This is a genomic window from Chromohalobacter sarecensis (genome assembly GCF_023061135.1).
Lineage (GTDB): Bacteria > Pseudomonadota > Gammaproteobacteria > Pseudomonadales > Halomonadaceae > Chromohalobacter > Chromohalobacter sarecensis.
Window position 1 is genome coordinate 206,372 of the sequence record NZ_JAKGAN010000004.1, and the last position, 26,585, is coordinate 232,956.

Annotated in this window: 30 protein-coding genes; 18 read left to right on the forward strand and 12 right to left on the reverse strand. The window is 59.2% G+C overall.

Annotated elements, in window-relative coordinates:
* Nucleotides 1-17: 17 nt before the first annotated feature.
* The 3 genes from L1071_RS08435 to L1071_RS08445 form a co-directional block, all read right to left on the reverse strand.
* Nucleotides 18-1,286, reverse strand: coding sequence for a M24 family metallopeptidase (locus L1071_RS08435; protein WP_246972362.1), 1,269 nt, complete (start codon nucleotides 1,284-1,286; stop codon nucleotides 18-20).
* A gap of 61 nt (nucleotides 1,287-1,347) precedes the next feature.
* Entirely contained in the window at nucleotides 1,348-2,244 is an 897-nt protein-coding gene (locus L1071_RS08440) for a HalD/BesD family halogenase (RefSeq protein ID WP_246972364.1), read from the reverse strand.
* A gap of 168 nt (nucleotides 2,245-2,412) precedes the next feature.
* The gene (locus tag L1071_RS08445) at nucleotides 2,413-3,297 is read right to left on the reverse strand and encodes a LysR family transcriptional regulator (RefSeq protein WP_246972366.1); all 885 of its coding nucleotides are present in this window, start codon (nucleotides 3,295-3,297) and stop codon (nucleotides 2,413-2,415) included.
* A 98-nt stretch (nucleotides 3,298-3,395) separates the two neighbouring features.
* Here L1071_RS08445 and L1071_RS08450 point away from each other — a divergent pair, with 98 nt between their 5' ends.
* Nucleotides 3,396-3,923, forward strand: a complete 528-nt coding sequence (locus tag L1071_RS08450) for an ankyrin repeat domain-containing protein (protein WP_246972368.1) — start codon at nucleotides 3,396-3,398, stop codon at nucleotides 3,921-3,923.
* 86 nt (nucleotides 3,924-4,009) lie between these two features.
* On the opposite strand, the gene glnK is transcribed toward L1071_RS08450, so the two are convergent.
* From glnK to L1071_RS08465, 3 genes are all read right to left on the reverse strand, one after another.
* Nucleotides 4,010-4,348, reverse strand: a complete 339-nt coding sequence (glnK, locus tag L1071_RS08455) for a P-II family nitrogen regulator (protein ID WP_011508453.1) — start codon at nucleotides 4,346-4,348, stop codon at nucleotides 4,010-4,012.
* A gap of 159 nt (nucleotides 4,349-4,507) precedes the next feature.
* Complete coding sequence (locus L1071_RS08460; protein ID WP_246972371.1) at nucleotides 4,508-5,758, reverse strand: ammonium transporter; 1,251 nt, start codon at nucleotides 5,756-5,758, stop codon at nucleotides 4,508-4,510.
* Between the two features lie 27 nt (nucleotides 5,759-5,785).
* The gene (locus L1071_RS08465) at nucleotides 5,786-6,124 is read right to left on the reverse strand and encodes a P-II family nitrogen regulator (RefSeq protein ID WP_011508451.1); all 339 of its coding nucleotides are present in this window, start codon (nucleotides 6,122-6,124) and stop codon (nucleotides 5,786-5,788) included.
* Between the two features lie 256 nt (nucleotides 6,125-6,380).
* Here L1071_RS08465 and L1071_RS08470 point away from each other — a divergent pair, with 256 nt between their 5' ends.
* The 4 genes from L1071_RS08470 (at nucleotide 6,381) to L1071_RS08485 (ending at nucleotide 8,916) form a co-directional block, all read left to right on the forward strand.
* The gene (locus L1071_RS08470) at nucleotides 6,381-6,734 is read left to right on the forward strand and encodes an accessory factor UbiK family protein (protein ID WP_246897561.1); all 354 of its coding nucleotides are present in this window, start codon (nucleotides 6,381-6,383) and stop codon (nucleotides 6,732-6,734) included.
* 159 nt (nucleotides 6,735-6,893) lie between these two features.
* Nucleotides 6,894-8,408, forward strand: coding sequence for a YifB family Mg chelatase-like AAA ATPase (locus tag L1071_RS08475; RefSeq protein ID WP_246972385.1), 1,515 nt, complete (start codon nucleotides 6,894-6,896; stop codon nucleotides 8,406-8,408).
* Between the two features lie 60 nt (nucleotides 8,409-8,468).
* Entirely contained in the window at nucleotides 8,469-8,630 is a 162-nt protein-coding gene (locus L1071_RS08480; protein WP_246972388.1) for a type II toxin-antitoxin system RelE/ParE family toxin, read from the forward strand.
* Complete coding sequence (locus tag L1071_RS08485; RefSeq protein WP_246972391.1) at nucleotides 8,611-8,916, forward strand: helix-turn-helix domain-containing protein; 306 nt, start codon at nucleotides 8,611-8,613, stop codon at nucleotides 8,914-8,916. Before L1071_RS08480 ends, L1071_RS08485 begins: the two co-directional genes overlap by 20 nt.
* A 69-nt stretch (nucleotides 8,917-8,985) precedes the next feature.
* Here L1071_RS08485 and L1071_RS08490 read toward each other — a convergent pair whose 3' ends face one another.
* The 4 genes from L1071_RS08490 to L1071_RS08505 all read right to left on the reverse strand — a co-directional run bounded on the left by L1071_RS08490 (nucleotide 8,986) and on the right by L1071_RS08505 (nucleotide 12,709).
* On the reverse strand, nucleotides 8,986-10,035 hold the full coding sequence (locus L1071_RS08490) for an Lnb N-terminal periplasmic domain-containing protein (protein WP_246972393.1): 1,050 nt from the start codon (nucleotides 10,033-10,035) through the stop codon (nucleotides 8,986-8,988).
* Between the two features lie 2 nt (nucleotides 10,036-10,037).
* A complete protein-coding gene (locus L1071_RS08495; protein WP_246972411.1) occupies nucleotides 10,038-11,147 on the reverse strand; it encodes an aminotransferase class I/II-fold pyridoxal phosphate-dependent enzyme in 1,110 nt (369 codons plus the stop codon).
* Between the two features lie 72 nt (nucleotides 11,148-11,219).
* Nucleotides 11,220-11,711: a hypothetical protein gene (locus L1071_RS08500; RefSeq protein ID WP_246972414.1), complete on the reverse strand. Its 492-nt coding sequence runs from the start codon at nucleotides 11,709-11,711 to the stop codon at nucleotides 11,220-11,222.
* The gene (locus tag L1071_RS08505) at nucleotides 11,708-12,709 is read right to left on the reverse strand and encodes an alpha/beta hydrolase (RefSeq protein ID WP_246972417.1); all 1,002 of its coding nucleotides are present in this window, start codon (nucleotides 12,707-12,709) and stop codon (nucleotides 11,708-11,710) included. The genes L1071_RS08500 and L1071_RS08505 overlap by 4 nt, the downstream gene beginning before the upstream one ends.
* Before the next feature lie 231 nt (nucleotides 12,710-12,940).
* Here L1071_RS08505 and L1071_RS08510 point away from each other — a divergent pair, with 231 nt between their 5' ends.
* The 3 genes from L1071_RS08510 to L1071_RS08520 all read left to right on the forward strand — a co-directional run bounded on the left by L1071_RS08510 (nucleotide 12,941) and on the right by L1071_RS08520 (nucleotide 16,427).
* The gene (locus tag L1071_RS08510; protein WP_246972420.1) at nucleotides 12,941-15,142 is read left to right on the forward strand and encodes a malate synthase G; all 2,202 of its coding nucleotides are present in this window, start codon (nucleotides 12,941-12,943) and stop codon (nucleotides 15,140-15,142) included.
* A gap of 266 nt (nucleotides 15,143-15,408) precedes the next feature.
* A complete protein-coding gene (locus L1071_RS08515) occupies nucleotides 15,409-15,825 on the forward strand; it encodes a hypothetical protein (protein WP_246972423.1) in 417 nt (138 codons plus the stop codon).
* Nucleotides 15,826-15,914: 89 nt separating this feature from the next.
* Nucleotides 15,915-16,427, forward strand: a complete 513-nt coding sequence (locus L1071_RS08520; RefSeq protein ID WP_246972426.1) for a cytochrome b — start codon at nucleotides 15,915-15,917, stop codon at nucleotides 16,425-16,427.
* Nucleotides 16,428-16,508: 81 nt separating this feature from the next.
* On the opposite strand, the gene L1071_RS08525 is transcribed toward L1071_RS08520, so the two are convergent.
* Nucleotides 16,509-16,946, reverse strand: coding sequence for a DUF411 domain-containing protein (locus L1071_RS08525; RefSeq protein WP_246972429.1), 438 nt, complete (start codon nucleotides 16,944-16,946; stop codon nucleotides 16,509-16,511).
* Between the two features lie 322 nt (nucleotides 16,947-17,268).
* On the opposite strand from L1071_RS08525, the gene L1071_RS08530 reads away from it, so the two are divergent.
* The 6 genes from L1071_RS08530 (at nucleotide 17,269) to L1071_RS08555 (ending at nucleotide 22,959) form a co-directional block, all read left to right on the forward strand.
* Nucleotides 17,269-17,745, forward strand: coding sequence for a cupredoxin domain-containing protein (locus tag L1071_RS08530; RefSeq protein WP_246972432.1), 477 nt, complete (start codon nucleotides 17,269-17,271; stop codon nucleotides 17,743-17,745).
* A gap of 9 nt (nucleotides 17,746-17,754) precedes the next feature.
* Complete coding sequence (locus L1071_RS08535; RefSeq protein WP_246972435.1) at nucleotides 17,755-18,420, forward strand: response regulator transcription factor; 666 nt, start codon at nucleotides 17,755-17,757, stop codon at nucleotides 18,418-18,420.
* Between the two features lie 64 nt (nucleotides 18,421-18,484).
* Nucleotides 18,485-19,738, forward strand: coding sequence for an ATP-binding protein (locus L1071_RS08540; protein ID WP_246972451.1), 1,254 nt, complete (start codon nucleotides 18,485-18,487; stop codon nucleotides 19,736-19,738).
* 70 nt (nucleotides 19,739-19,808) lie between these two features.
* Nucleotides 19,809-21,614, forward strand: a complete 1,806-nt coding sequence (locus L1071_RS08545) for a copper resistance system multicopper oxidase (RefSeq protein ID WP_246972457.1) — start codon at nucleotides 19,809-19,811, stop codon at nucleotides 21,612-21,614.
* Between the two features lie 9 nt (nucleotides 21,615-21,623).
* Nucleotides 21,624-22,388, forward strand: a complete 765-nt coding sequence (locus L1071_RS08550; protein ID WP_246972460.1) for a copper resistance protein B — start codon at nucleotides 21,624-21,626, stop codon at nucleotides 22,386-22,388.
* A gap of 223 nt (nucleotides 22,389-22,611) precedes the next feature.
* Entirely contained in the window at nucleotides 22,612-22,959 is a 348-nt protein-coding gene (locus L1071_RS08555) for an NADH-quinone oxidoreductase subunit A (RefSeq protein ID WP_246972463.1), read from the forward strand.
* A 50-nt stretch (nucleotides 22,960-23,009) separates the two neighbouring features.
* On the opposite strand, the gene L1071_RS08560 is transcribed toward L1071_RS08555, so the two are convergent.
* Nucleotides 23,010-23,159: a hypothetical protein gene (locus L1071_RS08560; RefSeq protein WP_246972466.1), complete on the reverse strand. Its 150-nt coding sequence runs from the start codon at nucleotides 23,157-23,159 to the stop codon at nucleotides 23,010-23,012.
* A gap of 60 nt (nucleotides 23,160-23,219) precedes the next feature.
* Here L1071_RS08560 and L1071_RS08565 point away from each other — a divergent pair, with 60 nt between their 5' ends.
* The 4 genes from L1071_RS08565 (at nucleotide 23,220) to L1071_RS08580 (ending at nucleotide 26,575) form a co-directional block, all read left to right on the forward strand.
* Nucleotides 23,220-24,275, forward strand: a complete 1,056-nt coding sequence (locus tag L1071_RS08565) for an NADH-quinone oxidoreductase subunit D-related protein (RefSeq protein WP_246972478.1) — start codon at nucleotides 23,220-23,222, stop codon at nucleotides 24,273-24,275.
* 71 nt (nucleotides 24,276-24,346) lie between these two features.
* Entirely contained in the window at nucleotides 24,347-24,973 is a 627-nt protein-coding gene (locus L1071_RS08570; protein WP_246972493.1) for a class I SAM-dependent methyltransferase, read from the forward strand.
* A 52-nt stretch (nucleotides 24,974-25,025) separates the two neighbouring features.
* Nucleotides 25,026-25,952 carry a complex I subunit 1 family protein gene (locus L1071_RS08575; protein WP_246972496.1) on the forward strand — a complete coding sequence of 309 codons (927 nt, stop codon included), beginning with the start codon at nucleotides 25,026-25,028 and terminating at the stop codon, nucleotides 25,950-25,952.
* Nucleotides 25,952-26,575, forward strand: a complete 624-nt coding sequence (locus tag L1071_RS08580; RefSeq protein WP_246972498.1) for an NADH-quinone oxidoreductase subunit J — start codon at nucleotides 25,952-25,954, stop codon at nucleotides 26,573-26,575. The genes L1071_RS08575 and L1071_RS08580 overlap by 1 nt, the downstream gene beginning before the upstream one ends.
* Nucleotides 26,576-26,585: the final 10 nt, after the last annotated feature.

Here is a 26,585-nt window from a genome sequence, read left to right on the forward strand (position 1 = left end):
CGTGATGCGCTACGACGTCATTCTGCCATCAGCGTGTCGGAATAGCCGTAGGTCGAGAGGCGTTCGATGCCATCTTCGGTGATCAGCACCTGCTCTTCCAGCTTGACGCCCTCGGTGCCGTCGCGGTGGCCGATATAGGCCTCGACGCAGAGCGTCATGCCGGGCTCGATGGCGCCGTCGTAGCCGACGTCGTCCCAATCCATATCGTGGGCGATCAGCGGCCATTCGCCGGTCATGCCGCAGCCGTGGACGATGTCCAGGTAGCGGTTCTCGCGATAGCCGTCGGGTATCGGCCAGGCTTGTTGCGAGTAGTCGCGGAAGCTCATGCCGGGACGCAGCAGGGCGATGTTGCGCTCGAGCTGGTCAGCGGCCATACGATACAGCGCCTTCTGCTCGGTGCTGGGCGCGCCCGCGCCGGGCACGTGGAACGTCCGCGAGAAATCCGTGTAGTAGCCGAAGCATCCCACGATGTCGGTATCGAAGGCCACCAGCTCACCCGGGGCGATGACCTTGTCCGAGCATTCCTGAAACCACGGATTGGTGCGTGCGCCGGAGCTCAGAAGCCGCGTTTCGGCGTATTCACCGCCGGTGGCCAGCACGTGCTGGTTGAAGATCGACCACAGCTCGTTTTCGTTCATACCGGGGCGAATGGCGGCTTCCATGCGCGTCATGGCGGTTTCGGTCAGGGTCACCGAGCGGTGGATGAGCGCCAGCTCGTCGAGACTCTTGATCGACTTGGCGCCCTCGACCACGGTGGCGGCATCGGTCAACTGGAAGCCGGCCTGGCCCAGCGCCTCGATGGCACCGGTGGGCGCGGATTCGATGCCCAGGCGTTGGCCCTGGGTATGCGAACGCTCGAATAGCTCGCGGATGTCATCGACGAAGGCCTGAGTATGCGCCGCGCAGCGTGGGCCGCTGTATTGCGGCATCACTGCGCGGGCGGGATGCACCTCGTCGAGCAGCTCGGCGTTGGCCGCCAAGTGCAGGCAGGCGCTGAACTCGAAAAGCACCACCGGGCCGTCCGCCGCGACGTAGAGATAGCGCGCGGGGTTACGCTGTGAGTAAACCTGCATGTTACGCACGCCGCAGGCATAGCGAATGTTGATGGGGTCGAACAGGATTACCGCATCCAATTCGTGATGCTTCATCTGCTCACGCAGGCGTTGCAGCCGGTAGCGCTCGACGCGCGAGAGCAGCGCGGCGTCGAGCGTGGCCTGGCGGAAGCTCCCGCCGACATAGGGGCCGCCCGTGGGGACGGATCCGGCGAGTGACACGATATCGCCCATGGCAAGGCATCCTTTTGTGAAGTGGAGAAATGAGGGTCGTGCTGATGCTTTTCAGCGGAACCTAGCCCATGAGCGCGTCGTGACGGCGCTGATTGTCGGCATCGATGTGCTGCTGGGTGACGCGGCCGTAGATGCGCCGGGTGTGCTCCAGGCTGCCCATCATGTCGGGCGTCTTGGCGTAGCCGAGTAGCGTGCACAGGCGCTGGCCCTTGGCGGCGGCGACGCGGTGCATGGAGTAGCGCCCCTTGAAGAGCTGCAGGTCGCCGGTGTTGAGCGTCAGCGATTCGACGTCGGTGTGATCGCCCTCGAGTACGCGCTGCACGGCCGTGAAGTTTTCCTCGCCGGGACGGCGGATGCTGGGCGCGTACTGGAATTCGCCGCCTTCATTGGGGCGCCGCGTCATCAGGCTGACGATGAATTCGTTGGTATCGAAGTGCCAGGGCAGCTCGGTGTCGTCGGGCATCACGTTGATCACCAGCCCCGCGATGGGGTCGGCGAACTCGTAGATCACCGGCTCTTCGAGGCAGTCGGCGACAAAGCGCTGAAAATCCGGATCGCGGTAAAGCTGCTGGACGATGGCATCCTCGGGGATTAGATCGCGCGCCACGAAGCCGTTGGTGTAGTGCTGGAAGAAGCGAGCGGGGTGATCCTCGGGCAGCGACGGATCGTCCGGGGTGACGTAGGGATTGACGTTGTTGTCCGAGTAGAACGCCTGCGGTGCCAGGGCCTCGCTTTCCTCGCGCAGCGGTTCGATGAGGTCCTCGCGAATGAAGCTCGATAGCAGGGCGCAGCCGTCGGTGCGCAACTGTTGGCGGACACCCTCGACCGCCGCCCGGTAGGCGTCGCTATCGCGCTGCAGGATCGGGTAGCGTTCGAGATCGATGAAACGCGCCAGGGGATGATGCTTGGCGGTGACGTCCTGTGCGGTGGTTTGAGTTGCGAGCGTGGCCTGTGACATGAGATCGCCCTCCTGTGCGGTCGTTGAGCGGAAGCCCTTGATCGGGCGTCGTTGATAAGGAGTGGCGTTACAGTAAAAGGTGGGAGGGCGTGAAACTAATGAGAATGTCCGGCCATCTGCGACGAGATTCTTATCGGTCGCGTGCGCCGTGGCGGATAGCGTCTTGTCTCAGTCGTCGGCGCAGTAGAGATGACGCAACGTGGCCGCCATCGACTCCGCAGCGGCGGTGACGTGAGGTGTCTGCGCATAAGCCAGATACCAGGGGATGCGCGGCAGCTCGCCGGCCAGGGGACGCATGACGACGCGCCCTGCCTGGTGGGCGTCGCGCGCGGCCCAGCGCGAAAGAATGCTCACGCCCTTGCCGGCGGCGACCAGTTCCAGGATCAAGGCCACCGACTCGATCTGCACCATGTGTGAGGGGTAGACACCGGCCGGCTGGAAGAAATGCTCGAATTCATGGCCGGATTCGGGGGTGATGCTGTAGGTGAAATGCCGCCCCTGATCGAAGACCTCGGCGGGTACCGCGTCGCTTTCTGCATACGGATGCTCGGGCGGCAACACCGCCACCAGTGGTTCCTCGAACAACAGCTGGTGAGCGATGCCGCGCTGCGAGGGCACCTCGATCATGCAGATCATGTCGACGCGACTGGCGAGTAGTGCCGTGGTCATGTCCGCCATGGGCAGGCGTACCAGATCGATGTCGCGCGCATGTTGGTCATAGAGATGTGGAATCGCCCGCGAGAAGGTGTCGTAAGGGCCAATGCCCAGGCGCAAAGCGGGCTCGGCCCGACGTGCCAGTTGCCACGCTTCCAGCTCGGCGCTGCGCAGTCGGGGCAGCACATCGTGGGCGGTTTCGAGTAGACGCTCGCCCGAAGCAGAAAGCGTCAGCCGGCGCCCTTCGCGGTGGAAAAGGGCGACACCCAGGCGGCGTTCCATTTCACGAATGCGATGCGTCGCCGCAGGCTGGGTGATGCCGATGGCAGCGGCGGCATCGTGCACCGTACCGTGGGTGGCAATGGCGTCGATCAATACGTAATACTTGATATCCAGCATGGGACTCAGGGGCTCTTGAAGAGTGACGCGTCGCGTGAAACGACATGCTACGCTCGCTGTTAGATGCGACAAGGGGCCACAACAAGGAGCACGACACGATGTCGGACGATCACGATACCGGCAACGCCGAGTTGGATGAGGCCACGATTCGTCTGGCCGCAGAGATCTTCAATAGCGCGCGCAACGGCGAGACGGAGAAGCTGCGCGGCTGGCTGGCCCAGGGCTTGCCGCCCAACATGTGCAACGACAAGGGCGACAGTTTGCTGATGCTGGCCAGCTACCATGGATATCTTGATGCCACGCGGCTGCTGCTCGAGCAGGGCGCCGATCCCGAGATGTACAACGACAACGGTCATCATCCGCTTTCCGGCGCGGCCTTCAAGGGTGATCTGGCCATGGCCGAGTTGCTGGTCGCGCATGGCGCCTCGGTCAACGCCCGCTCGCCCGACGACAAGACGGCCTTGATGTTCGCGGCGATGTTCGACAACGCCGAGGTCGTCGACTTCCTGCTGGCGCAAGGTGCCGACCCCCATGCCACCGACAGCCGTGGCATGACGGCGAGCGAACTCGCCTCGGCGATGGGCGCGACGCAGGCGCCCGCGATGCTGCCTGGCGCTCACACATAACGCTCCTACCCTGGACACAACAATGCCCCTGGCATGCAGGGGCATGGGGCGAATCAGTATCGCTTCAGCCGGCTGGCTGAGTGCACTTACACCGCGTCCTTGCCGGTCTCGCCGGTACGGATACGGATGACCTGCTCGAGCGGCGAGACGAAGATCTTGCCGTCGCCGATCTTGCCGGTATTGGCCACCTGGGTGATGGCATCGATCACCTTCTCGATCATGTCGTCGTCGACGGCGACCTCAAGCTTGACCTTGGGCAGGAAGTCGACCACGTATTCGGCCCCGCGATACAGCTCGGTATGCCCTTTCTGACGGCCGAAGCCCTTCACTTCCGTGACGGTAATCCCCTGCACGCCGATCTCGGACAACGACTCACGAACGTCGTCGAGCTTGAACGGCTTGATGATGGCGGTCACCAGTTTCATCGTCTTTCTCCTCGCATCGTATATGCGGGTGGCGCATACCACCCTCGATTATGCCCAACGATCATGCTTTCAAGCATACACCGCTGGTCGCGGGATTAAAAAAAGCCCCCCGAAGGGGGCTAGGGGAGCACGCCAGCTCACTCGGTACGCCAGCAAGGCTTACTTCTTGCTGGCGGAAAACTCGGGGTAGGCTTCCAGGCCACATTCGGCCAGGTCGACCCCTTCATACTCTTCTTCTTCACTGACTCGCACGCCCATCACGGCCTTGATGATCAGCCACACAATCAGGCTGGCGATGAAGCACCACAGGAAGATGGCGAGGGCGCCGATGATCTGCGCGCCGAAGGAAGCGCTGGCATTGGTGAGGGGCACGACTAGAACACCCCACAAACCGGCCACACCGTGTGCGGAGATAGCCCCCACCGGATCGTCGATCTTGAGCTTATCCAGCACCACGATGGAGGCCACGACCAACAACCCACCGACGGCACCGATGAGCATCGCACCCAAGCCGGTGGGTGACAGCGGATCGGCGGTGATTGCCACCAAGCCAGCGATGGCCCCGTTAAGCGCCATGGTCAGGTCCGCCTTGCGGAACCAGATCTTGGCAAGAATCAGCGCGGCGATCACCCCGCCTGCGGCGGCAGCGTTGGTGTTGACCAGCACCTGCGCCATGTTGTTGGCGGAATCGATGTTGGAAACCATCAGCTCGGAGCCACCGTTGAACCCGAACCAGCCCATCCACAGGATGAAGGTACCCAGCGTTGCCAGCGGCAGATTCGACCCGGGAATGGCGTAAATCGAGCCGTTCTTGCCGTATTTGCCTTTACGCGGGCCAAGTACCAATACCCCGGCCAAGGCTGCGGCCGCACCTGCCATGTGGACGATGCCCGAACCGGCATAGTCGGAGTAACCCAGCTCGGCGAGCCAGCCGCCGCCCCAGGTCCAGTAGCCGGACGTCGGGTAGATGATCGCGGTCATCACCACGGCGAAGGCCAGGAACGCCCAGAGCTTCATGCGTTCCGCCACGGCGCCCGAGACGATCGACATCGCAGTCGCCACGAACACCACCTGGAAGAAGAAGTCGGCACGATTGGAATAATAGATATCGCCGTTGCTGCCCATCACCTGATCGACGGTGTTCTCGCCGCCCAACAGGAAACCCAGACTCGGCAGGAAGCCGCCAGCGCCACTGGAATACATCAAGTGGTAGCTGAACAGCAGATACATGGTGCAAGAGATAGCGAACAACGCCACGTTCTTGGTCAGAATTTCCGCCGTGTTCTTGGCGCGGACCAGACCCGCCTCGAGCATGGCGAAGCCAGCGGCCATCCACATGACCAGCACGGCGCAGATCAGAAAGTAGAAGGTGTCGAGCGCGTACGATAGCTGCGTAATATCTTCAGTCATTTATTGTGTCTCCCTTCAGCCCTTGCCTTAAACGGCGTCGGCTCCGCGTTCACCGGTACGGATACGAATGACGTCTTCGAGCGGCGTGACGAATAGTTTGCCGTCGCCGATCTTGCCGCTGTTCGCGGCATTGCTGATCGCCTCCAGCACGCTTTCCAGTCGGTCTTCCTCCACAGCGATTTCTATTTTTACCTTGGGAAGGAAGTCCACGACGTATTCGGCGCCGCGGTAGAGTTCGGTGTGACCCTTTTGGCGCCCAAAACCCTTCACTTCCGTGACGGTGATTCCCTGGACGCCGTTGTCGGCCAGCGCCTCGCGGACATCGTCCAGCTTGAAGGGTTTTATGATGGCGGTAATGAGCTTCATGCCAGTTCTCCCGTTGTCGGCTTGCGCCTCTAGGGACATACGCAGAAGCCATGCCATATTGGCTATGTGCCATTAAAAACAGTCGGTTACGAAAAGGTGTGGAAGCGTCGCCGCGTGTGGTGCCCAAACATGGATCGCTCCTCGTAAGATTTTGGTGCGTGGCGCTGACGGGTCTGCACCAATATGGCGCATGCGTATTTCGCCGGCCTTGCGTATGCTGTGCCGAGATGGAAACGTTCAATCCGAGGGAACACTCATGGCGACACAAGACCTCTTCTCACGTCTCGCACAGCAAGTCGGCGACCGGCTCCAGGACGCCTCGCACGCGCCGGAAGATATCCAGCGCAGCGTTCAGGGGGTGATGCGCGGCGCCTTCGATCGCATGGAACTGGTCTCGCGTGAAGACTTCGACATCCTGATGGAAGTGCTGCAGCGCACGCGCTCGCGTGTCGAATCGCTCGAGGCCCAGGTCGCGGCATTGGAAGCGGCGCTGGAGGTGGGCCAGAGTGCTCCGGTGGCCGCCGCCGAAGGCGCCGAGCCGGCAACCGGTGACGACGCCAAGGGCGACGCCGATGAGTCGGATGCATCCGATACCTCCCGCAAGAGCTGATCGCCCCTCACCAACGGATGCCGCCTCGGCTGGCCGAGGTGGCATCGCGCCTTTGTCTCTTGCTTACCGGTGCCCCTTGATGGTGTCTTCCGCATCACGTGCGTTACTTCAGCCAATCAATTAGTGTATACGCATATTTTGATGTGATCAGGAGGCTGCATGGCGCTTGCCATCATCAATACGCGTGCCGGCTTGGGGCTGGAGGCGCCGGAAGTACTGGTCGAAGTGCATCTCACCAACGGCTTGCCGGGGCTGGCGATCGTCGGCCTGCCGGAGGCGGCGGTCAAAGAAAGTCGCGAGCGGGTGCGCAGTGCTCTGATCAACGCTGGTTTTGATTTCCCCACGCGACGCATCACGCTCAATCTCGCCCCGGCGGATCTCCCCAAGGAGGGCGGACGTTTCGATCTGCCCATTGCGCTGGGCATCCTGGTGGCCTCGGGGCAGATTCCCGGCGAAGCCGTGGCGGGGCTTGAGTGCTTGGGCGAGTTGGCACTGGATGGCAAGCTGCGCCCCGTGCGCGGGGTCTTGCCGGCGGCCCTGGAAGCGCGTCGTGCCGGGCGTGCCCTGCTCCTGCCCGAGAGCAACGCCGATGAAGCGGCGTTGGCGGGTGATCTGGACGTCCTCCCTGCCGCCGATCTGCCGCAGGTCGTCGCGCACTTGCTCAAACAATCGCCGATTACGCCGCACCAACTTGGTGAGCGGCCTGCACCGCGCTTGGCCGAGCCCGACCTCGCCGAAGTGCGTGGCCAGCAGCAGGCCCGGCGGGCGTTGGAAGTCGCCGCCAGCGGTGGTCACAATCTCCTTTTCGCTGGGCCTCCGGGAACCGGCAAGACCATGCTCGCCAGTCGATTGCCGGGGATTCTGCCACCGCTCGGCGACGACGAAGCGCTGGAAGTGGCCGCTGTGCGGTCGGTATGCGGCCTGCCAATCCTCGAACGCTGGGGGCAGCGCCCGTTTCGTACCCCGCACCACACCGCCAGTGGCGTGGCGTTGGTGGGGGGTGGCGGCAAGCCGCGTCCGGGAGAGATTTCCCTGGCGCATCACGGGGTGCTGTTTCTGGATGAACTGCCGGAGTTCGATCGGCGTGTACTGGAGGTGCTACGCGAACCGCTGGAATCGGGTCAGATCGTCGTCTCGCGAGCGTTGATGCAGAGCTGCTTTCCTGCTCGCTTTCAACTCGTCGCGGCCATGAATCCGTGTCCGTGCGGCCATCTCGGCGACCCGCGCAAAGCCTGTGTGTGCACACCGGCCCAGGTGCAACGCTACCAGGCACGCATCTCGGGCCCGCTGCTCGACCGTATCGACCTGCAGGTAGAAGTTCCCGCGTTGCCTGCCGCGCAACTCACCGAACAACGCAGCGGCGAAAGCTCCGAGGTCGTCCGTCAGCGTGTGCTCGCCGCCCGCCAGCGCCAGGCCCAGCGCGGCGCGCTCAACGCTTACTTACCCAGCAGCACGCTGGAGGATCTCTGCGCGCTGGATGGCCAGGAACGCACCTGGCTGGCCGACGTGCTCAACCGCCTCAACCTCTCCGCCCGCGCCTACCACCGCGTGCTGCGCGTCGCCCTGACCCTCGCCGACCTCGCCGAGGAACCCCGTCCCCGCCAGCCGCAACTGATGGAAGCCATCGGCTATCGGCAACTGGACCGACTGATCGGCGGCAATGGGAGTGTTTAGAGGCTGGCGTGCGGCCGCGTGCAAGGGGTGGATAAATATGCCCGTTACGGGTATACCTGCATGGGTCGCTCGAAAAGCGACAAGGCGAATATTACGCAGGATGATAAGAAAGCGCTGCAATATGCCGGCAAGGTATTTCTGGAGCTAGCGGCTAAGGACTTGGTGAAGGCGTTGCAGGCTGGCGTTTTACTGGAGGTGTGTTGTGACGAGCAAACTCATTGAATCCCTGCGCGGTGACTTAGCCGCATTGCACGAAGCTGGCGCGATCAGCAAGGTGACGATGCGCGAGTTCGACGCGACCTGCCCGCCGCCAGTGCGCGAGTTCAGTGCTGACGACATCAAGCGTCTACGTGAAACGCTGCACTTCAGCCAGCCGGTGTTCGCACACCACCTGCATACTACGGCATCGACTGTGCGCAAATGGGAGCAAGGTGAAACCCGCCCAGCTGGCCCGGCGCTCAAGCTGCTCAACGTCATCGCCGACAAGGGGTTGCCGGCCATTATCTAATACTACGCCAGCCGCAACTGATGGAAGCCATCGGCAACTGGACCGGCTGATCGGCGGCAATGGCGGTGTTTAGTCGTCCGCGCTGTAGGAAGGTGCATCGGCACCGGGGATGCTCTCGCGGATGCGCGCGGAGAAGTCGTCGGCGTCGCCTGCTTGTCGGGCGCGGTCGTTGATGTGGCCCTGGGCCTTGAGCGCGTCGAAGGGAGCGCCGGGGGCCAACGCGCCGACGCTGTGCACGTATTCGGGCAGGTAGCCGGATAGCAGCAGGCGGTAGTCGAAGGGCAGGCCGGGGACGATGCGTTTCATCATGGCGTAGACCAGCGTGGTGCAGTTGGAGGTCAGCGTGTTGTAGTAGCGCGGCTCGCGTTGCAGCTCATGGGCCTCGTCGAGGTAGGCGCGAAACAGGTCTTGCATGACCGGCTTGGGCATCTGCACGCGATACAGATAGACGTCTTCGCCGCGCACATTGGTGCGCACGCGCACGATATCGCGCTCGTCGGCGGCGATGATGCTGACTTCGTATTCCTTGAAGAAGCCGCCCAGGGTGGAGAAGGCTTCGCCGCGCTCCTTGCGGATTTCCACCGAGAACGTCAGGTAGCGCCCGTCCTCGAAGCCGAAGCTGACCAGCGTATGGGCGATGGCCGGCCCCATCCAGTAAGACACCAGCAAATCGACCGAGCGCAGCTGGTCCAGATCGTAGTGGCGGGTTTCCCAGCGCTCATCGAAATCCTGCGGCGTGCGCCATTGGAAGTTGCGCACGTTATCTAGCGTGACTCGGTTGTCGTCTTCCTGCGTGCCGCTGACGATATGCGCGACGTCCGGTGCCCAGTCGCGCTCGGTGGCGGGTTGGATCGTCCACCACCAGATGCCGAGCACGAGGTACATGGCCAGGTAGCCGAGCAGGGCACGCGCCGGCCAGCCCTTGAGGAACAGCCCCAGGCAGCACGCCAGCGCGGCGATGATCCACAGTCCCGCCACGCCGTAACGCAGCAGGGTGGGGCCGGGTAGGCGATACCACAGCGCCAGCACCGCCCAGCCGCTGCTGGCGACGATCAGCAGTGCCAGCACAACAGCGATGAGCCAGTGCCACAGCGACGCAAGCCAAGCGTTGCGTGCCATGATCAGTGCTGTGCCTCGAGCGCGTGTTCCAGCGCGGCTAGCCGGCCGGGCGCGAGGGCGTCCTCGAGCGTGCTGATACGCAGGACATGGCCCAGCGCGGAATGCGCGGGACGATGCACGAGCGTGCCGGCGTCGAGTAGTTCGCGATGCACCCGGGCGGCGAGTTCGGCCTCCGGCAGGCGCACGGCGATGAAGTTGGTGGCGCTGGGGGGTATGTCGGCGCCCCGCGCGCGAAGGTGCTCGGCCAGGGCCTCGCGGCGAGCGATCACGTCGCGCACGTGCTGTGCGGTTTCCTGAGGATGATCGAGCACGGTTTCGGCGGCGGCCAGCGCCAGTGACGAGACTGCGTAATGGATGCGCACCTTGTGCATCACCTCGATCAGCGCCGGTTCGGCGATGGCGTAGCCGATCCGCAGCCCCGCCAGGCCATGTGCCTTGGAAAAGGTGCGCAGTCGCACCACGCCGGGCCAGACCTCGCCTGCAGCGGGAGCGTCGGCATCGTCGCGGAAGTCGTGATAGGCCTCGTCGAGCACCAGTGTGCAGCCCTCGGGCAGGGCGTCGCGTAGCGCCAGCACGTCGGCATCACGGTGCAGGTGGCCGCTGGGATTGTCGGGATTGGCCAGATACACCACGCGGGCGTCATTGCGTACCGCGCGGGCGGCCAGAGCGTTGAGGTCCGGCGCCAGCACGCCGGGGGCGTCGTGATAGTCGACCTCGACCAGATGGCAGCCCTGGCCTTCGGCGAAGTAACTGAACGTGGGATAAGTGCCCGCGCTGGCGATCACCGTGCTGCCGGGGTCGCACAGCGTACGCAGAGCAAGTGCCATCAGGCTGTCGGCACCGGCGTCGATGACCAGCGCCTCCAGCGGCGTGCCGAGCTGGGCGTTCAGGCGTTGGCGCACGTCCATGGCCTCGGCATCGCCGTAGGCGCGGGCCAGCGTAGCGACCTCATCGCCGAAACGCGCCTTGAGCGCCTGATGGGGCATGTCCAGTCCTTCGTTGGAGCCCAGGCGATGCGGCACCTCACGGCCCCGCTTGCGTTCCAGCGCCTTGAGACCGGGGAACGGATTGTGCGGACCGCAACGATCGAGGTGGCGAGCGTGACGCGACATGCGAGACTCCTGAAACGCAAAAGGCTCATTGTGCGACCGAGACGCGCTGGGCACAACGTGACACGCCTTGGTTTACAGCGCGCTGGCGTCCAGTGCCCCGGAGAGCGTGGCGCGCCAGCTGGGAGCCTCCTGGCCGGGGCGGCGTAGAGTGATTTCCCACTGATAGGGACGCAACTCCCGATCGGAGAGCCGCAGTACGCCGTTGCCTGCGAGCTCGCTCTCGAGCACCCAGTGGTTGTCCGGTGCGTCGTCGGCCAGGATGCCCGGCGTCCAATCGAGGACCTGAGGGCCATCTTCCTGTGCTAGCAGGGCGCGCCCCAGAGTTTCGGTGAGCCGTCCCGATGTGATGCCCAGTGCGGGAGAGACTGTCGGCGGTGCCAGCATCACCACCATATCCTGTGTGTCACCCGACCATGGCGGCGATTCGAGCAGTGCCTCGGCGGCCTGATTGCTCATGCCATACACCGCCTGACGCATGTCGTCGGGTGGTGCGTCGCCAAGTCCAGCGCATCCTGCCAGCAGCAGGCATAGCGCGATGACACCAGCGACGCGAGTAGGCTTCATGGCTTTTCCTGCGGGCAAGCGGCGGCGCTGGGTAGCGCATCATGCGTCTCGAGCTGGCGCTCGTAACCCGCCAGGAACCCTTCGAGTTCATAGAAGAGAGGGGTACGAATCGGCTTGGCCTCATTGACCAGGTGATGCTGCGCCTCCGGGTGACGGTGGACATCGGCATTGGGAAATTTGCCCGTCAGCGTTGCCAGGTTCCACTGCCAGTCTACGGTGAAGTCTTGTTCGCCCTGGAGGATCAAGACCGGCAATTCGCTGGACGGCATGGAGAGCAACAGGGGAATCCAGTTGCGCATGGCGGTGACCCAGGTCAAGGCCAAGCGGTCAGGCTGCAAGGGGTCGCCGCGGCGCAGGAAATCGGCGAAGCCAAGATCGGTGGTGTTGGCGCGGAATCGGCGCGGCACCGAGCGCACGAAGGGGCTGACCACGCGATGCAGCCAGCTGGATTGCTGCCAGCCCCAGGGACGCACCAGTGGCGCCAGAAGCGCCAGGCCATCCCAGCGTGTCTGATGGCCGTGGGTCAGGGCGTCGGTGGCGAGAATCGACGCGCCGGTACTTTGGCCGATGCCGACCCAGGGGCCATCGGCCAGATCGAGACGTGTGACCTCCTCGGTCAGCGCGTTCAGGCAGCCGACATAGTCGTCGAAGTCGTCGATGGAAGCGCGTGCGCCACTGGAAAGCCCATGCCCCGGAAGATCCCACATCACCACGCGCCAGCCACGCGCCAACAGCAGTTCGAGCAGATGGCGGTAGAGTCCCAGGTGATCGAAGTAGCCATGCACGACGAAGGCCGTGCCTTGCGGGCTGGGCGGGTTCCATACTTGGGCCCACAACCGAAATCCCCGGGCCTCGAAGAAGCCGGCATGCAGATCGGTGTTCTCGGTCAGTAGCGAGGCCAGGCGGTAGTGCTCGAGATAGGCGCTCATCGTCGCTGACACGGGACGTGCCATTGGCGTCAGCGGACCTAGTCGCTTCAACGGGGTAAAGTCGGTCATTCAGTTCTCCTAGTGCGTTCCATGCTAGCGCCCGCGCGGTCCCCGAGGCTACCGGGAAGTGATCGCCAGGCCCTTTTTTCGGGTCTCGCCCGCCATGCGTCGGCAGGTACATGGCGTTCTTCGATGCCGGACAACGACGCTCAGACCAATGGTGGAGATGACAGCGCGAGCATTTACGTCTAATTTGTGGAATTATTTTCCACGTTTGAGGCGAGACTTGAGGAGAGCCCCATGACAGACCGCATTACACGCCATCGTTTGCAGGTGGCCAGCCAGCTCGATCGTTTCATCAACGACGAAGCCTTGCCCGGCACGGGTGTCGATTCCGAAGCCTTCTGGGCCGGGTTCGACGCCCTGGTTCACGATCTTGCACCCACCAATCGAGAGCTGCTGGCCGAACGCGAACGTCTGCAAGTCGAGCTGGATGCGTGGCACAAGGCGCATCCCGGCCCAGTGCGGGACATGGACGCCTATCGCGACTTCTTGAAGGACATCGGCTATCTGATCGAGGCGCCGGCGAAGGTGCAGGCGACGACGACCAACGTCGACGACGAGATCGCTATCCAGGCCGGGCCGCAGCTGGTGGTGCCGGTGAGTAACGCGCGCTACGCGCTCAATGCCGCCAACGCGCGCTGGGGTAGCCTGTACGACGCGCTCTACGGCACCGATGTGATCCCCGAGACGGATGGCGCCGAGAAGGGACAGGACTACAACCCCAAGCGTGGTGAAGCGGTCGTCGCCTATGCGCGTGGCGTGCTCGACCAGGCCGCGCCGCTGGCCGAGGGCTCGCACGCCGAGTCGAGCGGCTACAGCATCCGCGACGGTAAGCTGGTGGTGCAGTTGCAGGGTGGCAGCGAAACGACACTGGCGCGTTCCGCCCAGCTGGTGGGCTATCAGGGCGAAGCCGCCGAACCCACGGCGGTGCTGTTGGCCAACCACGGCTTGCATCTGGAAGTGCAGTTCGACGCCACGCACCCTATCGGCAAGACGGACCCGGCGCGCGTCAAGGATGTCTTGGTCGAGGCAGCGGTGAGTACGATCATGGACTGCGAGGACTCCGTGGCTGCGGTGGACGCCGAGGACAAGACGCTGCTCTATCGCAACTGGCTGGGGCTGATGAAGGGAGACCTCGCCGAGTCGTTCGACAAGGGCGGCAAGACCGTGACGCGGCGCCTCAATCCGGATCGCGACTACACGGCACCGCAGGGCGGCGAGGTGCGCTTGCCTGGGCGCTCGCTGCTGTTCGTGCGCAATGTCGGCCATCTGATGACCACGCCGGCGGTGCTCGACGGCGAGGGCAACGAGATCCCCGAGGGCATACTGGATGGCGTGATCACCAGCCTGCTGGCGATACACGACCTCAAGAAGCGCGAAGGTGATGCCAGTAACTCGAGGACGGGCTCGGTGTATATCGTTAAGCCGAAAATGCACGGGCCCAAGGAAGTCGCCTTCTCCAACAGCCTGTTCATGCGCATCGAGGACATGCTGGGGCTACCCCGCGATACGCTCAAGATGGGCATCATGGACGAGGAACGCCGCACCTCGGTCAACCTCAAGGCATGCATCAATGAAGCCGCCTCGCGCGTGGCGTTCATCAATACCGGCTTTCTGGATCGCACCGGCGACGAAATGCATACCGCCATGGAAGCCGGCCCCATGCTGCGCAAGGGCGACATGAAGGGCGCCACCTGGATCGGTGCCTACGAGAAGAATAATGTGCAGACCGGTTTGGCCTGCGGTCTGCGTGGTCGGGCGCAGATCGGCAAGGGCATGTGGGCGATGCCGGAGCTGATGGCCGCAATGATCGAGCAGAAGATCGGTCATCCCCAGGCCGGCGCGACCACGGCCTGGGTGCCCTCGCCCACGGCGGCGGTGCTGCATGCGCTGCATTATCATCAGGTCGACGTGGCGACGATTCAGCGCGAACTGGAAACCAAGCCGAGCGACGACATGCTCGACGATCTGCTCACCGTGCCGGTGGTCAAAAGCGCGGCTTCGGGCGCTAACAAGACCCCGAACTGGGCCGACGACGAGATCCAGCAGGAGCTGGATAACAACTGCCAGGGCATCCTTGGCTACGTGGTGCGCTGGGTCGAGCATGGCGTGGGTTGCTCCAAGGTGCCGGACATCCACGGCGTGGGGCTGATGGAAGATCGTGCCACCTTGCGGATCGCCAGCCAGTTGCTGGCCAATTGGCTGCACCATGGCATCGTCAGCGAAGCGCGGGTGCGAGAGACGCTGGAGCGCATGGCCAAGGTCGTCGACGAGCAGAACGCCCACGACCCCGATTACACGCCGATGACCTCGCACCTGGCCGAGTCCAGCGCCTTCCAGGCGGCGTCCGACCTGATCTTCAAGGGTCGCGAACAGCCGGCCGGCTATACTGAACCGCTGCTGCACCAGTGGCGTGCGGCACACAAGGCGAAGGGGTAAAAAGAGGGAAGTCTGAAGCGCGACGCTTCGCGCCTGGAAGCTGGAAGAAAGGGCAAAAACGAAAACCGTTTGCCTTGGCTGAGGGCGGTGGTAGCGTCTTGGCTTCCAGCTTCCAGCTTCCAGCTTCCAGCTTCCAGCTTCCAGCTTCCAGCTGCGGAACACCGTGCCCCGGCGGTTGCGCTATCTTGGCCACTGCGCTGTCTTTTAAGCGTCGTTTCAGCTTTATGGGATATAAAGTATTTGTACCCAATGAAATGAGGTGTGCCATGAAAGTTAAAATGATTGCATTAACAGCTTTTATATCCAGCGTGTTAGCAATTCCTGCTGTTGCGAGCGTTGGTCATGACGGTGGCGTTCCCGTGCTAGAAGATGGTGTTTCATCGAGCCAGATGATTAGCAATGGTAACGAAAACCGGTACAGCGTGCCTGTTGATAAGCCGACTACTTTAACAGTAACAAGTGAACACTATGCTGGTAGCTCTAGTCGTGGAAACTATCTGAAAGCAGTGCTCTATGACGCATCAGGAGAAATGGTTGCCGCAGCGTCAAATCCTGATGGGCACTTCTCTCTTGTCAGGTCATTAGAGCCAGGAGATTATCAGCTTGTGGTTACTGGAAGCACTACCATGGGAGGCGCTCATGAAAGTCGAAACACCTACCAACTCCATACCCAGTATCAATAACTGAAGCATGGTAGGAAGAGAACCGGCTGACTGTGGTTGGCCGGTTCTTCTTATAGGATGCAATCCTAAAATAGCATAGGGTGTGGATAATGAAGGCAACGGACTCATATAAATACTATGGTGTTGTTAGTCGCGTCTTGCATTGGATAACTGCAATATTGGTTATTATACAGCTAGTCGATATATATATGCGTAGCTGGGACCCTAAAAATATTTTTAGTCAGTATGTACAGCCGTGGCATATGACGATAGGGATTTCTGTTTTGGGGGTGATGCTGCTCCGCCTGGTATGGTTGTTGGTGCAGAGAAAGCATAGGCCACGAAGTAGAAGTGTAATGGCAAGGTTTGGGCATTTTAGTATATACGTTGTTCTGATCGCTATCCCGTTGAGTGGCTTGTTGCAAGGTTATCCCGTTTTAGTTTTTGATACTCTGTTGACAAAAGGCGTTGACACAAAATGGGATGCGATTTTTCAGGAGCTGCATGGTCCGCTTGCATATATATTAACAGCGTTGATTGCAGGGCATGTGTTTATGGCGATATTACATCGCCTAGTACATCGCGATGGAACTTGGGAGAAAATGATAGGGAAAAGAAAATAGCTCCGGTTAAGTTTTTATTGTGTGTAAAAAAAGGAGGGGAGTAGCTCCCCTCTAAAAGCCAGGCTGCGATGAAAAAGTTTTCTAAAGAGTCATGAAAGAATGGTCGTTGTTGTTGTTAAATTCATATATTTCAAAAGGCATTTTTTGAGCCCCGGGCATGCCTGGTGATCCTTTCGGCATGTCGGCAAGGCCGATGCCATCTATATCCGGTTGTTTAGAGAAAAGCGTTGCTATTGCTTTTTTAGGAACGTGCCCCTCGATCCAATATTTACCCAATTTAAGGGTATGGCATGAAGCCACACTCTTGGGCACTCCTGCTTGCTTCTTGATACTATCCAGAGCAACATCATCCACGATCGTGATCTTGACACCTTGCGTTTCAAGGTAATGTGCATAAGCCGTGCAACAGTCGCACCTTGGATCTTTGTAAAGAGTTGCCTCGGCAGGTAGGTCGTTTGCCGACACGGTCCCTGTTGCCAAGAAGCTACATGCCAGTAGTGGAGCCAGGATTCGTTTCATGACTGTATCCTTAATGAGGGCGCCTGAAGAGGTACTTGATGAGAGAAGCAATGCTTAACCCAATAAGCAAAAGTAATGTTAGTGGCATAAACCACCCTATCCATCCCATTGAGCCCATTAAAGCGAAACATTCTGAATTCATCATGAAAATCCTCTTGGAAGTGCTATCCTGTGATAAAGAGTACAACCTTTGTGTTGCCCAAAGGTCAAGTGTAGAAATGATCACGGCTTGTTTGTTAGTAAGCTAAGTAGATGTGTTCAGGATCATTTCAGGTTGTGCCTCTATAAAGGACATGCACCCATAATTTTAGGAGAGCCTTTCATGTATAAGAAGCATCTGGTATCAAGCCTTTTGGCAATCTCGTTGAGTACGATGGCGGCGGCTTCCTGGGCCTCGGCCGGGCATGGAAATAGCGAAAAGGTGAGTGACGCTGACGTTGATCGCACCATCACGGTGGAAGCGGGAGACATGTGGTTTGACCCTGAGGACATCGAGGCCTCTACCGGGGAAACCATTAAATTTGAGATCACTAACACGGGTGGTATCGAACATGAGTTTACAATCGGAGACGAGTCCGCTCAAGAGGAGCATCGTGATATGATGCAAGAAATGAGTGAAGGCGATGGGGGGCACCATATGTCGGAAGGTGGTGATGGCATGGCTTCGGTGACCATCGAACCCGGTGAGACCAAAGAGCTGGTTTGGACGGTTCCTGATAGTGCTAAAAGTCTAGAGTATGCCTGCAACATCCCTGGGCATTATGAGTCAGGCATGTATGGTAACGTTACAGTAAAATGATGTGAATATATGAGACTGTTGCTTCTTGAAGATGATGATTTGCTTGCCGAGAGCTTGGCGGAAAGCTTGAAGGACAACGGTTACCTCGTTGACGTGGCCGACTCTATAAAAGCGGCCACGTCGCTTGCGGCAACTGAATGTTATGAACTGGCTGTTGTCGATATTGGGCTGCCTGATGGTTCTGGGCTTGACTTGGTTGCACATTGGCGTAAGCAAAAGCGTGATATGCCTATTTTGATTCTTACGGCAAGAGATACTTGGGAAGATAAAGTGTCCGGTTTAGAAACTGGTGCAGATGATTATTTGACAAAGCCGTTTCATGAGGCTGAGTTGTTGGCAAGACTTAAAGCATTGCTTAGGCGGCGCTCTGGAAGTGTATCTCAAATATTGACAGTCAATGGGGTTTCTTTAGATGAGGCTGGTCAGTCGGTTTGTACAGAAAGTCTTCCTTGGTGTTCGCTAACAGCAACTGAATTTCGGCTATTACGTTATCTGATGCACCATCCCGATCGTGTGCACTCTAAAGATCATTTGCTCGATCAACTTTATGCGCTTGAACAAGATGCAGCCGAGTCTAATTTGGTGGAAGTGTATATTGCTCGGCTGCGCCGGTATTTAGGTAAGGCATTGATACAAACACGTCGCGGCCAGGGGTACTTATTTGTATCGCATTGATTGGCATAGTCTAAGGTTTCGCCTGCTAGCTTGGCTAGGCAGCGTAGCGCTTATAGTCGTGGTCGTGACATGGTTGATGCACGGCTTTTTTTTGGAAAATATCGCCAAGGACTTTCTTGGTGAGCGTCTGCGTAGAGAGGCCGATCATGCTGTTTCTCAGTTGGGTGAAGAGCGTTCCCTGGTCCCTGAGTCATTACAGTCTGTGAGCAAAAGCTATCAGGTTTTTCACCACCTGTATGTGCTGTCTATTGGCGATAGTGTTAGTGCCTCGGATCCGAAGTGGCGGACAAGACTTTCTCCACTGCTCGCAAGTGACCGTGATTCCTTGGTAGAAGTAGAAGAAGGGGGGCGCCACTTACTGGTCTATCGTCGCCATTTTAGCTGGGAAGATAGTAACGGTGTTTTGCTTATTGGAGAAGACTTTTCACAAGTGGAGGCTGGGCTTGCAACCTTGCATTGGTGGGTTGGGGCGGTCGCAGGAGCCTTGTTAATAGTATTGATAGTGCTGAACATGTTGGCAGTCAATCGTGGCTTGAGGCCGTTGAGGGAGCTACGCGAACAACTTGGTGCACTACAAGCGGGGCAGCGCCGACGGTTTTCAGTATTGGCACCTTCTGAATTGAATGCCCTCGTCGAGCAGCTCAACCGTTTCATGGATGATATAGATTCACGCTTACAGTACTCGCGTGAATCGGCGGCAAATCTTTCTCATGCGTTAAAGACACCACTGGCTGCTGTGACACAGGTGCTTCGTGGGAATCGACCAATTGATAATGATCGCCGCTTCAAGCTGCTCGCGAGGATAGAAAACATTAATACTCAACTTGACGCTGAGCTGCGCCGCTCTCGAATCGCGGGTCCCAATATGGGGAGGGTGACTCATGTAATGAACGATAGTCCTCGCCTTATAGATATGTTTCGTGGCCTTTATCCGGAAAAAGAGTTCCAAATAACGTATTCTAATGTTGACCGGGATCAGATACCCATAGAGCCTCACGACTTTTCGGAAATGCTCGGTATCTTATTAGATAATGGAGGTAAATGGGCGAAATACTATATTTGCTGTGATATAAAGTTATTAACAGAAATGCTGGTGATAACCGTCGATGATGATGGCCCCGGTGTGGTGGAAAGCGATTTGCCTAGGTTGGGCGAGCGTGGCAAGCGTTTGGACGAGCGCCATCCGGGGTATGGCCTGGGGTTGTCCATCTTGACTCAGCTAGCTGCTCGCTATGCTGGATACGCACAATTTTCTCATAGCTCACTTGGTGGGTTGCGCGCTAAGGTGACGCTGACCCTGGCAGAGGGGGCGAGGTGACAGTCCGTTCAGTTTTGATTCAGTTTGTTCTGGCAGGATAGGGCCATGTAAAACCTAACGGGAGTTGCACATGGCACGCTCACCTGCTGTATCGCGCCCCTTTTCGCGCCGCCAGGTGCTAAAAGGAGGAGCTGCCCTCGGATTGGGATCTGCCGCTGCCTTGGGGTTGAGTCCGGCCTGGGCTAACCCATGGGGCAGAAGTGCTAGGAGTACTACATATTCCTATGAGAGCGAGGAAGGACCTAACGTTTCCTTATCCATTCGCCGTGAGTCCCTGCCTGTTGCTGGACAAGAGGCACGGCCTATTACCATTAATGGCACTAGCCCAGGGCCTTTGATTCGCTTGAAGGAAGGTCAAGACGCCGTACTACGGGTCACTAACCTGCTTGAGGAATCCACGTCCATACACTGGCACGGCATGATCCTGCCTCCCGGCATGGATGGTGTACCTGGCATCAGCTTTGCAGGCATTGCGCCTGGTGAGACCTTTACCTACCGCTTCCCGGTTCAGCAAAACGGCACCTATTGGTATCACAGTCATTCGGGGCTTCAGGAACAGCTTGGTCATGCTGGCCCTCTGATCATCGACGCTGCCGAACCAGAGCCCTTTCGTTATGATCGCGAGCATGTGCTGCTGTTGACTGACTGGACCTTCGAAAATCCTGCGTCGGTATTTCGCAACCTGAAGACCATGGAAGGGTTTTACAACTTTCAGGAACGCACTGTTGCCGATTTCTTTGCCGATGTTCGCGATAAAGGCTTCTCACAAACCGCCGAAATGCGCAGCATGTGGTCAAAAATGCGCATGAGCTCGCGGGATATCGCCGATGTCACTGGTAGTACTTACAGCTACCTGCTCAATGGCCACTCGCCTGAAGAAAACTGGAATGCACTGTTTAAGACCGGTGAGCGCGTGCGCCTTCGAGTGATTAACGGTTCGGCGATGTCGTATTTCGATGTGCGCATTCCCGGCCTGAAAATGACCGTGGTAGCCGCCGATGGCCAGCCAGTGCAACCCGTGCCTGTGGACGAATTCCGCATTGGTGTGGCCGAGACCTACGACGTGCTGGTCTCCCCCGAAGACGATCAAGCTTATACGATCTTTGCTGAATCAATGGATCGCAGCGGCTACGCGCGTGCCACCCTGGCTCCGCGTGAGGGTATGCAGGCTGAAATCCCCAAGCGCCGCCAAATTGCCGACCGCGGGATGGAAGGGATGGCAGCTGGCGCAATGGGGGGCATGAAAGGAATGGATCATTCCGGCATGTCCAGAGATGACATGGAGGGCATGGACCACTCCAATATGTCCGGCGGAGACATGGAGGGCATGGACCACGGCAGCGGCGACGGCATGGCGAAAGAAAAAGCCAAGATGCGCGAGAACGGCATGCTTGTTGCCGGTGAGGCCCAGTCGGGCTCACGCTATGGCGAGGCAGGCATTGGCATCGACCCCGACGAGCGCCGTGTGCTGGTCTACCGCGATCTGAAAGCCTTCACTCCATGGCCTGACCGGCGCGGCCCCGGCCGCGAGCTGGAGCTGCATTTGACCGGCAACATGGAACGCTACATGTGGTCGTTCGACGGCAAGAAATTCAGTGAAGTAAACGGCCCTATCCACTTTGAAAAGGATGAGCGTCTGCGCCTGATCTTGATCAATGACACCATGATGGAGCACCCCATTCATCTTCACGGTATGTGGATGGAGCTGGAAAACGGCCAGGGTGAGTTAATTCCACGCAAGCATACCCTGAACGTGAAGCCCGGTGAGAGGGTCTCCGCGCTTATCACGGCAGATGCGGAAGGAAGCTGGGCTTTTCACTGTCACCTTCTTTACCACATGGAAGCTGGCATGTTCCGCGTTGTTCAGGTTTCTTGAGGAGGCAGTATGAAGATAAAACTTTACCTCGTGGGTGTGAGTGCGGCATTCATCTTTGCTTCCTTGGCTAAAGCTGATGATGGTTACGATGCTCCTGATGGCTGGCCATCCCCTATCGTGGAGCATAATCAAGGCACGGCACAATTTGATCGGCTTGAATATAGTATTCCGGAGAATGGTAAGGATGCCATGGTATGGGACTTCCAGGGGTGGTACGGCAGCGACGTTAACCGTATGTACGTAAAATCGGAAGGTGAAAATATTCAAGGGGACGGCGAAGACGCCGAGTTTGAATCCCTGGAGCTACTCTACAGTCGGCTAATTGCCGATTTTTGGGAGCTACAGGGCGGCGTGGGATACCAAGGGGGCGTGTTCTCTGATGATCATGAAGAGCGAACCTACGGTGTCGTCGGGTTGCAAGGGGTTATGCCATACGAAATTGAGACCGATGTGGCCTTGCAAGTGAGTGACGAAGGAGATGTATCTGCCAGTTTCGAGGGAGAATATGACTTTCGACTTACTCAGCGTCTCTATGTACAGCCCCGGACGGAAATTGCTGTGGCTGCCAATGAAGCCAAGGAATTCGGTGTTGGCGAAGGCTTGAATTCCGTTCGTGCAGGCTTACGGATAGGCTACGAAGTGACCCGTCGCTTCGCTCCTTATGTGGGGGCTTATTGGGAAAAAGAATACGGTGAGACTGCGGATCTAACTCGTGCGAACGGTGATAGAACGGAGGGCACGGGAGTTGTCGCAGGTGCTCGGCTCATATTCTAATGTATGATCTATTTCGTTGACAAAATGCTACACATGGCCATCTATCCCTCAGATACCTTGTTGTCATGACACATTGCTATGTTGGCATACAAGAAGAGCGCACCATTTGCCTGGATGTTCAGCTTATATTCAGAGTTGTTGCCTAGCTTGCACAGTAGAGCACGCTAGCCTGCTACGTTGTATTTGTGGGAAGGACTACTGGCCAGCAACGTGAAGGATTGGCATGGAGCTGCTAACTCTATTTTTTGTTTTGCTGCTTAGCCTAGGTATCGGCCTGCTAGCGCAATGGCTGCCTATGCGCCAACAGTCTAGACCCCCGTGGTCTCAGCGGGCGCCATTTCTGGGCGGGGGTACGCCTGATAGTCATGCCTGGAGCCGCTACCACATTCGCTACTACCCCATGACACTACTGCTGATCGCCTTCGAGATGGAGATGATGTTCATGTACCCGTGGGCGGTGGTCTTCGTCGAGAAGGGCATGAAAGCCATGATGGAAATGGGCATGTTTCTGGCCATCCTGTCGGTGGGTATCGTCTATGCCTGGCGTGAAGGGGTGTTCAAGTGGCAGTGAATTGGCTACGCAAGCTCGCTTCGCACAGGCGCGTTCCCGTATTCCCTGTGCTAGGCATGCAGGGTGATGAGGCACTGCGGCATCTCGCATTGTCGCCAGACATCGAACTGGTTGATTCGCCACGACACGCCAGTGTGCTGCTGGTGGCAGGAGAGATCCCGGCTGATCGGTTCGAGTCCTTGCGCCGTGTGCATGATCAATTGCCATCTTCCTTCACGACGTTATGGTTTCGTTGCGAACCGTCGCCTCATCTGGAAAGCGTGACTCATATCGATGATCTCGATGCTTTGCCGGCGGCTCTGGTCACGGCGTATCGCGAACTGATGGAAGGCCGCCGCGAAAGCTCGCCCAGGATCCTGCCGGATAAGCCGCCCAACCCCTGGGAGGGCGAGGGCGATTTCGGTCAGGGGGGCGAAGGCATGATGGGTGGCGTGCCCTACGGGCGGCCCATGGCGATGAACATGGAGGATGATATCCGCGACGGGCTGACGCTGGATTCGCTGACATTCCGGCTTGGACCGTTCTTCTTCGCATTTCCGCCGGGCATGGCGGCAGAGATTACTTTGCAGGGCGACCTCGTCCAGACATGGAAGACTCAGCTTGTGGCGTATCCGCAGAGCCTTGATTCCGTGTTTTTCATCGCCCGGGAACGGCCGGTCCCCATCGCCGAGCTCGAGCTTGCCCGGGCCCGTCATCATCTGCACCGTCTGTACCGTGGCCTGCATCTTGCCGGGCTGGAAAGCGCCAGTCTGAGCGCCTTGCGCTTGGCCCAGAACCTGTCCACGACAAGTACATTGGAGGGACTGCGTCGTTATTTATCGCGTAGCGGCTTCTTTCGCCTGGCTGCGATAAAAGGCGGTGTGCTTGGTCCTGATCAGGCTCGCAAGCTCGGGGGGCCGGCTGCCCGAGCCGCCGGACTGGATGAGGATCTGCGCTCAGGCGATGCCGGCTATCGACGGCTGGGGTTCTCACCCGTGTGCCAGACCGGCGGCGATACGTGTGCTCGCTGGCGGCAGGTGCTGGCCGAAATCGATCAGTCACTCCAGCTTGCTCGCCAGGCCGAGCGGGATGATGTGTCTACGAGCGAAGTGGATCGCATCGAGACTCCTCGCGGTCCTTGGGCCGAGCAACGACCAGAGGATGCGAGTGCACTCCTTGATGAGATATTGCCGGGCCAGGAGTGGGGCGATGCACTGGCTACCATCGCCAGTTTGGACGTGGCAGCCGTCGTCGAATCACCGCTCGGCACGCAAACGGCCGGCGAGTCTCCGATAACGAATCCCTTGGATAAGGGGGTAGCCGGATTAAGTGGTTGATAGTCGAGCGCGTGCTAATTCTTGCGCTCCAATAAGCTGATATCACCAACATAGGGCTCTGAGAGACAGCTATGAGCAAGGCCCATTGGGACACGGTATATCGAGAGAAGGCACCGAATGAAGTGAGTTGGTATCGCCCGCATCTTGAAAAGTCGATACAACTCATCAAGAAGGCTACGCCGGACCGCGCCGCTCCCATCATTGATGTGGGAGGTGGGGAGTCCACGCTAGTCGATGACCTTCTGACGCTCGGATACCAGAATGTCAGCGTTCTGGATATTTCACGAGAGGGGATCCAGGTGGCACAGCAGCGCTTGGGAGATTCCTCCGCCTGTGTGGAATGGCTCGTGGACGACATTGCTTACGCCGCCCTGCCTGAGCAGCGATATGCAGTCTGGCATGATCGTGCAGTTTTCCATTTTCTAGTCGAACCGGAGCAGCGGGCCGGCTATGTTCGACAGGTGCTGCGGAGCGTGGCTTCTGATGGGTATCTAGTAATGGCTGTTTTCGGACCTGATGGCCCCCAGCGATGTAGTGGACTAGAGGTGGTCCGCCACGATAGTGACTTGCTTTGCGAACATCTTGGCCCCCGCTTCATGCTTGTTAGCGAGAGCCTTGAGTTTCATCTAACGCCGGGAGGCAAGCCCCAGCAGTTCTTATACGCCTGTTTCAGGCTTAGAGATGGCGATCCTTGTTAGCCTCATTAACCATTTATTCAGGATGCTCGGATAATAACTAAGGGAGCCAGGCATGAATCTCGAGGAGTTGGTCCTGCCGGTGCTTATGGTGTTTTTCATGCTGGCTGCAGGCGCTTACACGGTTGCGGTGCTCGACCGTGTCATTGCCGGTGCACTTGGCACGCCTCAGGCTGGCAGTGTCTGGATTGCCCCCTTGGCGCGAGGGGCCTGGTTGATGACCCAGCACGCCAATGCCACCGAAGCCCCGGACTGGCGGGCTTGGCGACTGGCTCCGGCGCTTTATCTATCCTTGGCCGCGATCGGACTGGCCGTCGTGCCATGGTCGGGGTCGCTGGTCGCCACCGACCTCGCCACCAGCGTGGTGCTGTGGGGGAGCGTGGAAGCACTGGCGACCGTCGTCATTTTCTTGCATGGCTGGTCGGCAAATACGCTATTCGCTTTGATCGGCGGCTACCGTTATGTGGCACTGGGGCTTTCCTACATTCTGATCAGCATGTTCGTGCTGATCGGTGTGGCATTGCCGGCCGAGTCGCTGCAGTTCACCCAGGTAGTCGCCTCGCAAGGAGAGCTATGGAATCTCATACGCCAGCCGCTGGGGTTACCGCTGTTTCTCATCGTCGGCCTGGGCATGACCTTCTGGGGACCGCTCAACCTGGCCGATTCGGCGGATCTGGCCGGCGGCACGGCCGCTGAGATATCCGGGCCACCGCGGCTAGTCTGGGATGTGGCGCGTGCCGCAATGCTGGTGGCTTTCAGCGGCGTGGCAACGAGCGCCTTTCTGGGCGGCTGGCTGGGGCCCTGGTTGCCTGGGCCACTATGGGTGGTCATAAAAATGCTGGCAGTGTTGCTCGTGCTGTTATTGCTTGGCCGATTGCTGCCGCGCCTGGCGCCGGAGCGCTGCGTCACCTTGATGTGGGTCGTGTTGCTGCCGCTGTCGTTTATCGATCTGGTATGGGCCGGTGTAGGAGCGTTGTTGTGATGGAGAGCATGAATCACGGTATCGGCGTTGATATCGCATTTCTGCTGTTGGCCACGCTCGCAGTGGTAACCGCTTGGCGAGTGTTTCGTACCGATTCGATGGTGCGAGCCTCCTTTTTCCTGCTGGTGTCGTTCATCGCCGTGGGTGTGATCATGATTCTGCTGGCGGCGGAATATCTGGGCGTGGCGATGTTCTTCATGATGGCCGTCGAGATGACGGTCATGGCGCTGTTCATGGTCATGTTCATGATGAACCCGGCCGGGCTGAATCCGATGAACATGGTCCATCAGGAGCGAATCTCGATCGGGGCAGGGGTGGTCAGCTTCCTGGTGCTGAGTGCCATGGCACTGTTGGCTGTCTTTCCCGACCGGCCGGTGTCGGCCGGCCTCGACCCGGTAAGGTCACTCGGCAATGAAATGCTCGGTGATTCGATGCTGATCTTCGAGTCGGCGGGCCTCGTGCTGCTTACCACCATGATCGGCGTGGTGGTGTTGTCGAGTCACCGTGGACGCTACGGCGCGGCCACGGAGGGCTCGCTACCACCGGGGCTGGAGCCGGGCGGCGATCCGGCGGGCAAGCCTGAAGATGACGAGGATGGCGGTCATCACCACCATCACCATTGACCCATGCAGA